Source organism: Streptomyces sp. CB02009, assembly GCF_001905825.1.
GTDB lineage: Bacteria > Actinomycetota > Actinomycetes > Streptomycetales > Streptomycetaceae > Streptomyces.
On record NZ_LIVV01000006.1, the window covers coordinates 552,335 to 566,697 of the forward strand.

The window sequence follows — 14,363 nt, forward strand, 5'->3', positions numbered from 1 at the left end:
AATGGTGGCGTTTCTTGAATCGCCCTCGTGGGCGGGTGATCGTAGGATTACTTTCGGTACTCGAACCACTGGGGTCGCTTGCGCACGCGGGTATGCCGGAGGCAACCCGGTTTCCAGTTCGAAGGAGTGCGAACGCCGGACGGGTGCCGCGAGACGCGGCATTCTGGTAGGGGTTCGGATGACAGACAATCAGGTGGATGGGGGGCGTTCCTGTGGGCGGCAACGGCGCAGACGGTACGACTGCCGGCAAACGCCCGAACGAGCAGTTGGGCTCGTGGTTCGTGCGCAGCGGCTGGTCCAAGGGCGAACTCGCGCGCCAGGTGAACCGCCGGGCGCGCCAGATGGGCGCGCACCACATCTCCACCGACACCTCGCGCGTGCGCCGCTGGCTCGACGGCGAGCAGCCGCGCGAGCCCATCCCGCGGATCCTCTCCGAGCTGTTCTCCGAGCGCTTCGGCTCCGTCGTCGCCATCGAGGACCTCGGCCTGCGCACCGCCCACCAGTCGCCCTCCGTCTCCGGCGTCGACCTGCCCTGGGCCGGACCGCAGACGGTCGCCCTGCTCGGCGAGTTCTCCCGCAGCGACCTCATGCTCGCCCGCCGCGGCTTCCTGGGCTCCTCCCTGTCGCTCGCCGCGGGACCCGCCCTCATCGAACCGATGCAGCGCTGGCTCGTCCCCACCCCCGCGGGCGACCTCGAGCGCCCCGACCCGCTCGCCGACGCCCGCCGCCCCAACCGGCTCTCCGAGATCGAACTCGACCTCCTCGAATCCACCACCGCCATGTTCCGCAAGTGGGACGCCCAGTGCGGCGGGGGGCTGCGCCGCAAGGCCGTCGTCGGCCAGCTCCACGAGGTCACCGACCTCCTCCAGGAGCCCCAGCCGGCCGCCACCGCCAAGCGCCTCTTCACCTGCGCCGCCGAACTCGCCGAACTCGCCGGCTGGATGAGCTACGACGTGGGCCTCCAGCCCACCGCCCAGAAGTACTTCGTGCTCGCCCTGCACGCCGCGAAGGAAGCCGGCGACAAGCCCCTCGGCTCGTACATCCTGTCCTCGATGAGCCGCCAGATGATCCACCTGGGCCGGCCCGACGACGCCCTCGAACTCATCCACCTCGCCCAGTACGGCAGTCGGGACTGCGCCACCGCCCGCACCCAGGCCATGCTGTATGCGATGGAGGCCCGCGCCTACGCCAACATGGGGCAGCCCTCCAAGTGCAAGCGGGCCGTCCGGATGGCCGAGGACACCTTCGCCGACGTCGGCCTCGACGGCGAGCCCGAGCCCGACTGGATCGGCTTCTTCTCCGAGGCCGAACTCAACGGCGAGAACTCCCACTCCTACCGCGACCTCGCCTACGTCGCCGGACGCTCCCCGACGTACGCCTCGCTCGCCGAGCCCGTCATGGAGCGGGCCGTCGAACTCTTCGAGAAGGACCCCGACCACCAGCGGTCGTACGCGCTGAACCTCATCGGCATGGCCACCGTCCACCTCCTCAAGCGCGAGCCGGAGCAGTCCGTCGTCCTCGCCGAGAAGGCCCTCGGAGTCGCCCGCAGCATCCGCTCCGAGCGGGTCAACACCCGACTCCGCAAGACCGTCGACCACGCCGCCCGCAACTACAGCGACGTCGCCGAGGTCGTCCACCTCACCGACCGGCTCACCCAGCTGCTCCCCGAGGCCGCCGAAGCGGTCTGACCCACCCGGCGCCCCGGCGCCACCCGTACCCCGGCCGCGCCGGACGTCCCGTACTGCCCGACTCGGCTCCCCCGCCGCAAGGTCACACGGACGCCAGGCGCGGCCGGTCCGCGTGTGCAGGGGGTCGCCGGTCGCGGCCGGTCCGCGTGTGCCGGGGGTCGCCCGGGTCGCGGGGCCGGTCCGCGTGCGCCGAGGGCTGCCGGTCGCGGTCGTTTCCGGGTGCGTCGCACGCCCCTCCCGGCCCGTTTCCCCCGTGCGGAGGATACGGACGTTACCTCGCTGTGATGCGGCCGTTCACGGTCGCGTAACACGCCCCACCCCTTCGTCACCGCTCCGAAACATCGAGCGGCATCGGCGGAAACCGCCCTGCGCGAATCTCTGGCCCATAACCGGCCACCCCTCACGGCCGCAGCCGCCCGCCGGCCCCGCCCCCGCACAGGCCGCATTCGACGACGAGGAGACGCCGATGGCACCAGCCATCACGACCCTGGCAGCAGACGCCCCCGAGCTGTCCGCCGCCAACACCGGGTTCATGCTCATCTGCTCCGCCCTGGTCATGCTGATGACCCCGGCACTCGCCTTCTTCTACGGAGGCATGGTCCGCGTCAAGTCCACCCTCAACATGCTGATGATGAGCTTCATCAGCCTCGGGATCGTCACGATCCTGTGGGTGCTCTTCGGCTTCAGCCTCGCCTTCGGCACCGACTCGGGCTCGATCATCGGCTGGTCCTCCGACTACGTCGGCCTCAGCGGCATCGGCGTCACCGAGCTCTGGGACGGCTACACCATCCCGGTGTACGTCTTCGCCGTCTTCCAGCTGATGTTCGCCATCCTCACCCCGGCCCTGATCAGCGGCGCCCTCGCCGACCGCGTCAAGTTCACCGCCTGGGCCCTCTTCATCACCCTCTGGGTCACCGTCGTCTACTTCCCCGTCGCCCACTGGGTCTGGGGCGCCGGCGGCTGGCTCTTCGAGATGGGCGTCATCGACTTCGCCGGCGGTACGGCGGTCCACATCAACGCCGGTGCCGCGGCCCTCGGCGTGATCCTCGTCATCGGCAAGCGCGTCGGCTTCAAGAAGGACCCGATGCGCCCGCACAGCCTCCCCCTGGTGATGCTCGGCGCCGGCCTCCTCTGGTTCGGCTGGTTCGGCTTCAACGCCGGCTCCTGGCTCGGCAACGACGACGGCGTCGGCGCGGTGATGTTCGTCAACACCCAGGTCGCCACCGCCGCCGCCATGCTCGCCTGGCTCGCGTACGAGAAGATCCGCCACGGCTCCTTCACCACCCTGGGCGCCGCCTCCGGCGCGGTCGCGGGCCTCGTCGCCATCACCCCGTCCGGCGGCGCCGTCAGCCCGCTCGGCGCGATCGCCATCGGCGCCATCGCCGGTCTGCTCTGCGCCATGGCCGTCGGCCTCAAGTACCGCTTCGGCTACGACGACTCCCTCGACGTCATCGGCGTCCACCTCGTCGGCGGTGTCCTCGGCTCCCTCCTCGTCGGCCTCTTCGCCACCGGCGGCGTCCAGTCCGACGCCAAGGGCCTCTTCTACGGCGGCGGCCTCGACCAGCTCGGCAAGCAGGCCGTCGGCGTCGTCGCCGTCCTCGCCTACTCTCTGATCGCCTCCGCGATCCTCGCGCTCCTCATCGACAAGACGATGGGCATGCGGGTCAGCGAGGACGACGAGGTCTCCGGCATCGACCAGGTCGAGCACGCCGAGACCGCGTACGACTTCAGCGGAGCCGGCGGCGGCGCGTCCTCGCGCTCCACCGCCGCCCCCGCCCCGGCCGTCACGGAGAACAAGAAGGTGGACGCATGAAGCTCATCACCGCGGTCGTGAAGCCGCACCGGCTCGACGAGATCAAGGAGGCCCTCCAGGCGTTCGGCGTCCACGGCCTCACCGTCACCGAGGCCAGCGGCTACGGCCGCCAGCGCGGCCACACCGAGGTCTACCGGGGCGCCGAGTACACGGTCGACCTGGTCCCCAAGATCCGCATCGAGGTCCTCGTCGAGGACGAGGACGCCGAACAGCTCATCGACGTCGTCGTGAAGGCCGCCCGAACCGGCAAGATCGGAGACGGCAAGGTGTGGAGCGTGCCGGTCGAGACCGCCGTACGCGTCCGCACGGGCGAGCGCGGCCCGGACGCCCTGTAAGCAGCGGTCCGGACGCACCGTAAGCAACGAAGGAGCCGCCGGGTGACGAGCCTCGAAGTCAGCGAAGAGACCGAAGATTCGGGACCCGGCGGTTACGCGGCGGCCCGGCTGCTCCTCCTCCACGAGAAGGAGCGGTCCGGGCCGCCGCGCCGTGCCGCCCTCGCCCGGCTCACCGACGACTGGCTGGCCGCGCTCTTCGCGGCCGCCGCACCGCCCCGCGGGGTCGCCCTGGTCGCCGTCGGCGGCTACGGCCGGGCCGAGCTCTCCCCGCGCAGCGACCTCGACCTCCTGCTGCTCCACGACGGGAGCGCCGACAAGGCCGCGATCGCCGCCCTCGCCGACCGCCTCTGGTACCCCGTGTGGGACCTCGGGCTCGCCCTCGACCACTCCGTCCGCACCGCGGCCGAGGCCCGCGCCACCGCCGCCGAGGACCTCAAGGTCCACCTCGGCCTCCTCGACGCCCGGCCCGTCGCCGGCGACCACGGGCTCGTCGCCGCCCTGCGCACCACCGTCCTCGCCGACTGGCGCAACCAGGCCCCCAAGCGCCTCCCCGAACTCCACGCGCTCTGCCGCGAACGCGCCGAACGCATGGGCGAGCTGCAGTTCCTCCTCGAACCCGACCTCAAGGAGGCCAGGGGCGGCCTCCGCGACGCCCAGGCCCTGCGCGCCGTCGCCGCCTCCTGGCTCGCCGACGCCCCCCGCGAAGGCCTCGACGGCGCCCGCCGCCGCCTCCTCGACGCCCGCGACGCCCTCCACCTCACCACCGGCCGCGCCACCGACCGGCTCGCCCTCCAGGAACAGGACGCCGTCGCCGCCGAACTCGGCCTCCTCGACGCCGACACGCTGCTCCGCGAGGTGTACGAGGCCGCCCGGACCATCTCGTACGCCACGGACGTCACCTGGCGCGAGGTCAACCGCGTCCTCAAGGCCCGCTCCGCCCGGCCGCGCCTCCGCGCCCTCCTCGGCGGCCGGGGCGGCGCGGGCCGGACCGCCACCGGGAAACCGCCCGTCGAGCGCACCCCGCTCGCCGAAGGCGTCGTCGAGATGGACGGCGAGGTCGTCCTCGCCCTCTCCGCCCGGCCCGAACGCGACCCCGTCCTGCCGCTGCGGGCCGCCGCCGCGGCCGCCCAGTCCGCCCTGCCGATCTCCCTGCACGCGGTGCGCCGCCTCGCCGCCACCGCCACCCCGCTGCCCGTGCCCTGGCCCGCCGAGGCCCGCGAGGAACTCGTCACCCTGCTCGGCGCGGGCGAGGCCACCGTCCCCGTCTGGGAGGCCCTCGAAGCCGAGGGGATCATCACCCGGCTCCTCCCCGACTGGGAACGCGTCCGCTGCCGCCCCCAGCGCAACCCCGTCCACACCTGGACCGTCGACCGCCACCTCGTCGAGACCGCCGTCCGCGCCGCCTCGCTCACCCGCCGTGTCGGCCGCCCCGACCTCCTCCTCGTCGCCGCCCTCCTCCACGACATCGGCAAGGGCTGGCCCGGCGACCACTCCGTCGCCGGCGAGACCATCGCCCGCGACCTCGCCACCCGGATCGGCTTCGACCGCACCGACGTGGCCACCCTCGCCACCGCCGTCCGCCACCACCTGCTCCTCGTCGAGACCGCGACCCGCCGCGACCTCGACGACCCCGCCACCGTCCGCGCCGTCGCCACCGCCGTCGGCAGCGTGGGCACCCTGGAGCTCCTGCACGCCCTCACCGAGGCCGACGCCCTCGCCACCGGACCCGCCGCCTGGTCCGCCTGGCGCGCCTCACTCGTCGCCGACCTGGTCAAACGGGTCGCCGGCGTCCTGGCGGGGGAGGCCCCGCCGGACCCCGAGGCCGCCGCCCCCTCCGCCGAACAGGAACGGCTCGCCGTCGAGGCCCTGCGCACCGGTGAACCCGTCCTCGCCCTCCACACCGAACCGGTCGTCGCGGAACCCGAGGAACCCGAACCGGTCGGCGTCGAACTCGTCATCGCCCTGCCCGACCAGCCGGGCGTGCTCCCCGCCGTGGCCGGCGTCCTCGCCCTGCACCGGCTCACCGTCCGCGCCGCCGATCTCCGCGCCGTCGAGCTCCCGCTCGACCTCGGCGCCGGCTCGGGACCCGTCCTCGTCCTCGACTGGCGGGTCGCCGCCGAGTACGGCTCCCTGCCCGAGGCCGCCCGGCTCCGCGCCGACCTCGTCCGCGCCCTCGACGGCTCCCTCGACATCCCCGCCCGGCTGGCCGAGCGCGAGGCCGCCTACCCCCGGCGGCGCGGCCTCACCGCCCCGCCGCCCCGCGTCACCGTCGCCGCCGCGGACTCCCGCCTCGCCACCGTCATCGAGGTCCGCGCCCAGGACGCGCCCGGCCTGCTCCACCGCATCGGCCGGGCCCTGGAGGGCGCGGCGGTACGGGTCCGCAGCGCACACGTGTCGACGCTCGGCGCCAACGCCGTCGACACCCTGTACGTCACCCGGCCCGACGGCTCCCTGCTGCCCGACGAGGAGGCGATCGACCTGGCGCGGGCACTGGAGTCGGCGCTCCGCTGACCCCGGTCCGCACCGCCCCCGCCCGCCGGATCCGGCGGGCGGGGGCACACACTTCGAGCGGCCCGATACCCTGGAGGGCAGTCCGACCGCCCCCGACACCTGAGGATCCGCGACCGCCGTGTTCGATACCCTCTCCGACCGCCTTGCAGCGACCTTCAAGAACCTCCGCGGCAAGGGCCGTCTGTCCGAGGCGGACATCGACGCCACCGCGCGCGAGATCCGTATCGCGCTGCTCGAAGCGGATGTCGCCCTGCCGGTCGTCCGGTCCTTCATCAAGCAGATCAAGGAGCGCGCCCTCGGCATCGAGGTCTCGCAGGCCCTGAACCCGGCCCAGCAGGTCATCAAGATCGTCAACGAGGAGCTCATCGGCATCCTCGGCGGCGAGACCCGGCGCCTGCGGTTCGCCAAGACCGCGCCCACCGTGATCATGCTCGCCGGTCTCCAGGGTGCCGGTAAGACCACCCTCGCCGGAAAGCTCGGCCTCTGGCTCAAGGGCCAGGGCCACTCCCCGCTGCTCGTCGCCTGCGACCTCCAGCGCCCCAACGCCGTCACCCAGCTCGGCGTCGTCGCCGAGCGCGCGGGCGTGGCCTTCTACGGCCCGCAGCCGGGCAACGGCGTCGGCGACCCGGTCCAGGTCGCGAAGGACTCGATCGAGTTCGCGCGCACCAAGATGTACGACGTCGTCATCGTCGACACCGCCGGCCGCCTCGGCATCGACCAGGAGCTGATGCAGCAGGCCGCGGACATCCGCGACGCCGTCAGCCCCGACGAGGTCCTCTTCGTCGTCGACGCCATGATCGGTCAGGACGCGGTCAACACCGCCGAGGCCTTCCGGGACGGCGTCGGCTTCGACGGCGTCGTGCTCTCCAAGCTCGACGGCGACGCCCGCGGCGGTGCCGCGCTCTCCATCGCGCACGTCACCGGCAAGCAGATCATGTTCGCCTCCAACGGCGAGAAGCTGGACGAGTTCGACGCGTTCCACCCGGACCGCATGGCGTCCCGCATCCTCGGCATGGGCGACATGCTCTCCCTCATCGAGAAGGCGCAGCAGACCTTCGACGAGGAAGAGGCCGCCAAGATGGCCTCGAAGCTCGCGTCGAAGAAGGGCCAGGAGTTCACGCTCGACGACTTCCTGGCGCAGATGGAGCAGGTCCGCAAGATGGGCTCCATCTCGAAGCTCCTCGGCATGCTCCCTGGCATGGGCCAGATGAAGGAGCAGATCGCCAACATCGACGAGAAGGACGTCGACCGCACGGCCGCCATCATCAAGTCGATGACCCCGGGCGAGCGCCACGACCCGACCATCATCAACGGCTCGCGCCGCGCCCGTATCGCCAAGGGTTCCGGCGTCGAGGTCAGCGCGGTCAAGGGTCTCGTCGAGCGGTTCTTCGAGGCCCGCAAGATGATGTCCCGCATGGCCCAGGGCGGCGGCCTTCCCGGCATGCCGGGCATGCCGGGCATGGGCGGCGGCCCCGGCCGGCAGAAGAAGCAGGTCAAGCAGGCCAAGGGCAAGCGCAAGAGCGGCAACCCGATGAAGCGGAAGGCCGAGGAGCAGGCCGCCGCCGAGCGCCGCGACCAGGCGCAGCAGGGCGGCGCCTTCGGTCTGCCCGCGCCGGGGCAGACCCCGAAGGACTTCGAGCTGCCGGACGAGTTCAAGAAGTTCATGAGCTGACGAGCCGGCCGGGCCGCGTGCCCGGTGGCGGCGTGAGGGGCCCGGGGCGGTGCGAAACCGCCCCGGGCCCCTTTTCATCCCTGCGGACCGCCCGCGTTCATCCCCGCGGACCGCCCGCGATGCCGCGTTCGTCCCGCTCTTCGATACTGGGGCCACTGCCGCCCCGAGGAGAGCCACGTGGCCAACCCCGTACCCCCGCGCGACCGGACCGACCAGCCCTGGCGCTCGGAAGGGGCCCCGCCGCCACCCCCGGCGAAGCGGAAGATGCCCGGCGGCTGGGGAGGCCTCATCCTCACCGCCCTGGTCGTCTACCTGATCGCCAACCTCGTGCTGTCGTTCTTCAACCGGGGCGACGAGCCGACGATCTCGTACACCGAGTTCAGCAAGCAGGTGACCTCCGGCAACGTCACCAAGATCTACTCCAAGGGCGACGCGATCCAGGGGGAGCTGAAGAACAAGCAGCCCCTGCCCAACGGCGACAAGGGCGACTACAGCAAGTTCGTCACCCAGCGGCCCGCGTTCGCCGACGACAACCTCTGGGGCGAGCTCACCTCGAAGGGCGTCACCGTCACCGCGGAGCCGGTCGTCCAGGAGCGCAGCTTCCTCGCCAACCTCCTCATCTCGCTCGCGCCGATGCTGCTGCTCGTCGTGCTGTGGATCTTCATCGCCCGCCGGATGAGCTCCGGCATGGGCGGCGCCGGCGGCATGCTGGGCCGCAAGGCCCCGCCCAAACCCGTCGAGCTGGAGGCCGGGGACAAGCGCACGACCTTCGCCGACGTCGCCGGCATCGACGAGGTCGAGGGGGAACTCAACGACGTCGTCGACTTCCTCAAGAACCCGCAGGCCTACCGCGAGATGGGCGCCAAGATGCCGCGGGGCGTGCTCCTCGCGGGCCCGCCCGGCACCGGCAAGACCCTCCTCGCCCGCGCCGTGGCGGGGGAGGCCGGCGTGCCGTTCTTCTCCGCCTCCGCGTCCGAGTTCATCGAGATGATCGTGGGCGTCGGCGCCTCCCGGGTCCGCGAGCTGTTCGCCGAGGCCCGCAAGGTCGCCCCCGCGATCATCTTCATCGACGAGATCGACACCATCGGCCGGGCCCGCGGCGGCGGCTCCGGGATGGGCGGCCACGACGAGCGCGAGCAGACCCTCAACCAGATCCTCACCGAGATGGACGGCTTCACCGGCTCCGAGGGCGTCATCGTCCTCGCCGCCACCAACCGCGCCGACGTCCTCGACCCGGCCCTCACCCGCCCCGGCCGCTTCGACCGGATCGTCCACGTCAACCCGCCCGACCGGGGCGGCCGCGAGGCCATCCTCAGGATCCACACCCGGGAGATCCCGCTCGCCAAGGACGTCGACCTGGAGCACGTCGCCCGCACCACCCCCGGCATGACCGGCGCCGAGCTCGCCAACCTCGCCAACGAGGCGGCCCTCCTCGCCGTGAAGCGCGACCAGCGGGCCGTCACCCAGTCGGACCTCTCCGACGCCCTGGAGAAGGTCCAGCTCGGCGCGGAACGGCCGCTGGTGATGCCCGCGGAGGAGCGCCGCAGGACCGCCTACCACGAGAGCGGCCACGCCCTCCTCGGCATGCTCCAGCCCGGTGCCGACCCGGTCCGCAAGATCACCATCGTCCCCCGCGGCCGCGCGCTCGGCGTCACGCTCTCCACCCCCGACGCCGACCGGTACGCCTACACCGAGGAGTACCTGCGCGGCCGGATCATCGGCGCCCTCGGCGGCATGGCCGCCGAGCAGGTCGTCTTCGGCGTGGTCACCACCGGCGCCGAGAGCGACCTGGAACAGGTCACCGGCATCGCCCGGGGCATGGCGGGACGCTGGGGCATGAGCGAGCTCGTCGGACGCCTCACCGCCATCCCCGGCGACTCCCAGCAGGCGTACGGGCTCTCGGCGGCCCCCGCCACCCTCGACACCGTCGACGCGGAGATGCGCCGCATCGTCGACGAGTGCTACGAGAGCGCCGTACGGCAGCTCCACGAGCACCGCGACAAGCTGGACGCGCTGGCCGCCGCGCTCCTGGAGAACGAGACCCTGGAAGAGGCCGCCGCCTACCGCGCGGCGGGCATCACGCGCGCGCCGCGGGAGGACTGAGCGGGCGGACGGGCCACCGGCGGACGGACTAGGGGCGGAAGGGCCACCGGCGGACGACCCACCGGCGGAGGGGCCGGCGGCGCCCGGAACTCCGGCGCCCGGGGACCCGCGGGCGCTACGGCACCCGGGCGACCACGTACCGGAAGACGTTCGGCATCCACACCGTGCCGTCCGCGCGCGTGTGCGGGGCGAGCGCCTCCTCGATCTCCTTCTCGACCTGGGCGAGCTCCGTCGCCCGCACGGCCTCGTCGAACGCGCCCGTCGACAGCAGACCGCGCACCGCGCTGCCCGCGTCGGCGTACCCGAAGGGACAGGCCACCCGCCCCGAGCCGGCCGGCCGCAGCCCCGCCCCCGCGACCAGCCCCTCCAGGTCCGTGCGGAGGCCCGGCCTGCGGTCCGCGAGCCGGGCCGCGACCCGCAGCACCGCCTCGGTGGAACACCGCTCCGCCGGCCCCCAGCCGGCGAGCACGACCGTCGCGCCCGATTGGGCCGTACGGGTGAGCGCCGCCAGCTCCGGCAGCAGCGCGTCCGTCGTGTGGAAGGCCGTGATCACGTCGTACGCGTCCCCCGCGGGGGGCTCGTCCGTGACCGTCACGTCCCCGGGGAGCCGCTCCCTCGCCAGCTCCACGCGCGCGTGGTCCCGGTCCGCGCCGGCCACCCGGGCGCCCCGCGCCGCCGCCATGAGGAGCGCCAGGCCGGAGCCACAGCGCAGGCCGAGGACCCGGGTCCCGGCGCCCACGCCGAGGCGGTCGTACACCGCCTCGTAGAGCGGGACGAGCATCCGTTCCTGGATCTCGGCCCAGTCACGCGCGGGGTGGTACGGGACGAGCGTAGGTGTCATGGAAAACTGCCCCAATCCGTGCTCGGACGACGACCCCCCGTAGCCAGGGAACTGCGCATCCCGGGCCGCGTCCAGTGCTCGCACCGCACCGATTCGTCCGGAGCGCCGCACCGATTCGTCCGGAGGAGAAGCGACCCGGTAATGTCCCTGCCAAGCTTCCCGGTCCGCCCGGAGGAGCCGTTCCCCGAGAGGCGCGCGCACCACGGCCGCACGCCGACGCGTATGCGCCGCTACGCACCAGGTTGACGCCCCCTGCGTGACTCCTCCGCAGATCGGCGCACTGGCCCTCGTCACGACACATCAACGGCAACTGACGGGTACGTGCAAAATATTTGGGATGCCCCGGAATGGAACCCGGGGGCACTTCGGCTCGTTGTACGCGACGTGAGCACGACACCACCTGTTCTCGCCGCAGAGCTGGCACAGGCGTGGGCCGACATTCAGCGGCACCACCCCGAGCTGCCCGATCTTGCCGCGCCCGAGTCCCTGATCGGAGAGTCCTCGTCCGCCTGCGGCGCCGAGCTCTCCTTCGAACGACTGCTCCACGAGGCAGTCCACGGCATCGCCGCCGCCCGGGGTGTCCGCGACACCTCCCGCGCCGGCCGGTACCACAACCGCAGATTCCTCGCGATCGCCGAGGAGATGGGCCTCGACCACCCCGAGGAGCCGCACGCCAGCAGCGGCTTCTCCCTGGTCACGCTCAACCCCGAGGCGAGGCGGCGCTACCGCCCCACCATGGAGCGGCTGCAGCGCGCCCTCAAGGCCCACACGGTCGCCACGGCGGCCGACACCAAGCGCTCCTTCCGCGGACCGGCCGCCCGGCACGGCTCCTCGGGCGGCGGCGTCCGCGTCAAGGCCGTCTGCGACTGCGGACGCAATGTGCGCGTGGTGCCCTCGGTGCTCGCCCAGGCCCCGATCGTCTGCGGCGGCTGCGGCAAGCCCTTCCGCATCCCGGAGACCGTGGGCGCCGCGAGCTGACCTCGCGGTGTGTGGCACAATGGCTAGCTGTACTCGACAGTCGCACAGGACCCCTCTCTCCTCCGGCTGACGCGTCCATCGGGCATCCGAGTACCGCAACCCCACGTGGCATCTCAAAGTGCCCAACCACGTCAAGACCAGGAGACACCACTCCAGTGGCAGTCAAGATCAAGCTCAAGCGCCTCGGCAAGATTCGCCAGCCGCACTACCGCATCGTCGTCGCCGACTCGCGCACCCGCCGCGACGGCCGCGCGATCGAGGAGATCGGCCTCTACCACCCGACGTACAACCCGTCGCGTATCGAGGTCGACTCCGAGCGTGCGCAGTACTGGCTGTCCGTCGGCGCCCAGCCGACCGAGCCGGTTCTCGCCATCCTGAAGCTCACGGGCGACTGGCAGAAGGCCAAGGGCCTCCCGGCCCCCGAGAAGGCCCTGCTCGTCCCCGCGACGAAGGAGGCCAAGCGCGCTTCGTTCGACGAGTTCGCGAAGGCCCTCGAGGGCGGCGACGACAAGGGTGAGGCCATCACCCCGAAGGCCAAGAAGGCCGACAAGAAGGCTGACGAGGCCGAGGCCGCGTCGACCGAGTCGACCGAGGCCTGAGCATGCTCGAGGAGGCTCTCGAGCACCTCGTGAAGGGCATCGTCGACAACCCCGACGACGTGCAGGTCGCCTCGCGCACCCTGCGCCGCGGGCGCGTGCTGGAGGTCCGGGTCCACCCGGACGACCTCGGCAAGGTGATCGGCCGCAACGGCCGCACCGCCCGCGCGCTGCGTACCGTCGTGGGTGCCATCGGCGGCCGTGGCATCCGGGTCGACCTCGTCGACGTGGACCAGGTCCGCTGAGCAGGCCGGCAGCATCACCTTAGTAGTGCCGGCACGGGCCGGGGAGGGCTTACGAGCCCGCCCCGGCCCGTTGTCGTTCGCGTCGTCGTACGAGCTGTGTGACAGGAGAGTGTGGAGCAGTGCAGTTGGTAGTCGCGCGGATCGGCCGCGCCCACGGGATCAAGGGCGAGGTCACCGTCGAGGTACGCACGGACGAGCCCGAACTCAGGCTCGGCCCCGGCGCCGTACTGCTCACCGACCCGGCCTCCGCCGGGCCGCTGACCATCGAGACCGGCCGGGTCCACAGCGGCCGGCTGTTGCTGCGTTTCGAGGGCGTCCGCGACCGCACCGGCGCCGAGGCCCTGCGCAACATCCTCCTCATCGCCGAGGTCGACCCCACGGAGATGCCCGAGGAGGAGGACGAGTACTACGACCACCAGCTCATGGACCTGGACGTGGTGCTCGCCGACGGCACCGAGATCGGCCGCATCACCGAGATCTCCCACCTGCCCTCCCAGGACCTCTTCATCGTCGAGCGTCCCGACGGCACCGAGCTGATGATCCCCTTCGTCGAGTCGATCGTCACCGAGATCGACCTCGAGGAGCAGCGGGCCGTCATCGACCCGCCGCCCGGGCTGATCGACGACCGCGCCGAGATCGTCTCCTCCCGCGACGAGTCCGACGCCGAGGAGGGGGAGGGCGCATGAGGCTCGACGTCGTCACGATCTTCCCCGAGTACCTCGAGCCGCTGAACGTCTCCCTCGTCGGCAAGGCCCGCGCGCGCGGGCAGCTCGACGTCCACGTCCACGACCTGCGGGACTGGACGTACGACCGGCACAACACCGTCGACGACACCCCGTACGGCGGCGGCCCCGGCATGGTCATGAAGACCGACCCCTGGGGCGACGCGCTCGACCAGACGCTCGCCGACGGCTACGAGAGCGGCGCCCACGGCCCCGTCATCGTCGTCCCGACCCCCAGCGGCCGCCCCTTCACCCAGGAGCTCGCCGTCGAGCTCTCCGAGCGCCCCTGGCTGATCTTCACGCCGGCCCGCTACGAGGGCATCGACCGTCGCGTCATGGACGAGTACGCGACCCGGATGCCCGTCTACGAGGTCTCCATCGGCGACTACGTCCTGGCCGGCGGAGAGGCGGCCGTCCTCGTCGTGACCGAGGCCGTCGCCCGCCTCCTGCCCGGTGTCCTCGGCAACGCCGAGTCCCACCGGGACGACTCCTTCGCCCCCGGCGCGATGGCCAACCTCCTCGAAGGGCCCGTCTACACCAAGCCCCCCGAGTGGCGCGGCCACGGCATCCCCGACGTGCTCCTCAGCGGGCACCACGGCAGGATCGCCCGCTGGCGGCGCGACGAGGCCTTCCGCCGTACCGCCGCACACCGGCCCGACCTGATCGAGCGCTGCGACCCGGCGGCGTTCGACAAGAAGGACCGCGAGATCCTCTCGATGATGGGCTGGGCGCCCGAGCCCGGCGGCCGATTTTGGCGCAAGCTCCACGACGTGGAAGAATAGGCCGCTGCCGTCCGTCCGGCGCGCGCCCCTGCCACAGGGGGAACGACGCCGCCAGGACCGGACGGTCTTCCGAATCA

Annotated in this window: 12 protein-coding genes; 11 read left to right on the forward strand and 1 reads right to left on the reverse strand. The window is 72.4% G+C overall.

Annotation, left to right across the window (positions count from 1 at the left end):
- The first annotated feature begins 212 nt into the window (after positions 1-212).
- The 6 genes from nsdA (at position 213) to ftsH (ending at position 10,122) form a co-directional block, all read left to right on the forward strand.
- Complete coding sequence (gene nsdA / locus AMK27_RS26260) at positions 213-1,688, forward strand: transcriptional repressor NsdA (RefSeq protein WP_030325624.1); 1,476 nt, start codon at positions 213-215, stop codon at positions 1,686-1,688.
- Between the two features lie 466 nt (positions 1,689-2,154).
- On the forward strand, positions 2,155-3,501 hold the full coding sequence (locus tag AMK27_RS26265; RefSeq protein WP_073912891.1) for an ammonium transporter: 1,347 nt from the start codon (positions 2,155-2,157) through the stop codon (positions 3,499-3,501).
- A complete protein-coding gene (locus AMK27_RS26270) occupies positions 3,498-3,836 on the forward strand; it encodes a P-II family nitrogen regulator (protein ID WP_015036464.1) in 339 nt (112 codons plus the stop codon). The genes AMK27_RS26265 and AMK27_RS26270 overlap by 4 nt, the downstream gene beginning before the upstream one ends.
- A 42-nt stretch (positions 3,837-3,878) precedes the next feature.
- Complete coding sequence (locus AMK27_RS26275) at positions 3,879-6,347, forward strand: [protein-PII] uridylyltransferase (RefSeq protein ID WP_073912894.1); 2,469 nt, start codon at positions 3,879-3,881, stop codon at positions 6,345-6,347.
- 118 nt (positions 6,348-6,465) lie between these two features.
- Positions 6,466-8,019: a signal recognition particle protein gene (gene ffh, locus AMK27_RS26280; protein WP_073912897.1), complete on the forward strand. Its 1,554-nt coding sequence runs from the start codon at positions 6,466-6,468 to the stop codon at positions 8,017-8,019.
- Positions 8,020-8,196: 177 nt separating this feature from the next.
- Complete coding sequence (gene ftsH, locus AMK27_RS26285) at positions 8,197-10,122, forward strand: ATP-dependent zinc metalloprotease FtsH (RefSeq protein ID WP_073912900.1); 1,926 nt, start codon at positions 8,197-8,199, stop codon at positions 10,120-10,122.
- Positions 10,123-10,237: 115 nt separating this feature from the next.
- Here ftsH and AMK27_RS26290 read toward each other — a convergent pair whose 3' ends face one another.
- A complete protein-coding gene (locus AMK27_RS26290) occupies positions 10,238-10,963 on the reverse strand; it encodes a methyltransferase type 11 (protein ID WP_073912903.1) in 726 nt (241 codons plus the stop codon).
- 384 nt (positions 10,964-11,347) lie between these two features.
- On the opposite strand from AMK27_RS26290, the gene AMK27_RS26295 reads away from it, so the two are divergent.
- From AMK27_RS26295 to trmD, 5 genes are all read left to right on the forward strand, one after another.
- Positions 11,348-11,941: a hypothetical protein gene (locus tag AMK27_RS26295; protein WP_073912906.1), complete on the forward strand. Its 594-nt coding sequence runs from the start codon at positions 11,348-11,350 to the stop codon at positions 11,939-11,941.
- Between the two features lie 155 nt (positions 11,942-12,096).
- Positions 12,097-12,540: a 30S ribosomal protein S16 gene (rpsP, locus tag AMK27_RS26300; RefSeq protein ID WP_024755885.1), complete on the forward strand. Its 444-nt coding sequence runs from the start codon at positions 12,097-12,099 to the stop codon at positions 12,538-12,540.
- A 2-nt stretch (positions 12,541-12,542) separates the two neighbouring features.
- The gene (locus AMK27_RS26305) at positions 12,543-12,782 is read left to right on the forward strand and encodes an RNA-binding protein (protein ID WP_003980229.1); all 240 of its coding nucleotides are present in this window, start codon (positions 12,543-12,545) and stop codon (positions 12,780-12,782) included.
- A gap of 119 nt (positions 12,783-12,901) precedes the next feature.
- A complete protein-coding gene (gene rimM / locus AMK27_RS26310; protein WP_073912909.1) occupies positions 12,902-13,468 on the forward strand; it encodes a ribosome maturation factor RimM in 567 nt (188 codons plus the stop codon).
- Positions 13,465-14,286, forward strand: coding sequence for a tRNA (guanosine(37)-N1)-methyltransferase TrmD (gene trmD, locus AMK27_RS26315; RefSeq protein ID WP_073912912.1), 822 nt, complete (start codon positions 13,465-13,467; stop codon positions 14,284-14,286). Before rimM ends, trmD begins: the two co-directional genes overlap by 4 nt.
- Positions 14,287-14,363 lie beyond the last annotated feature (77 nt).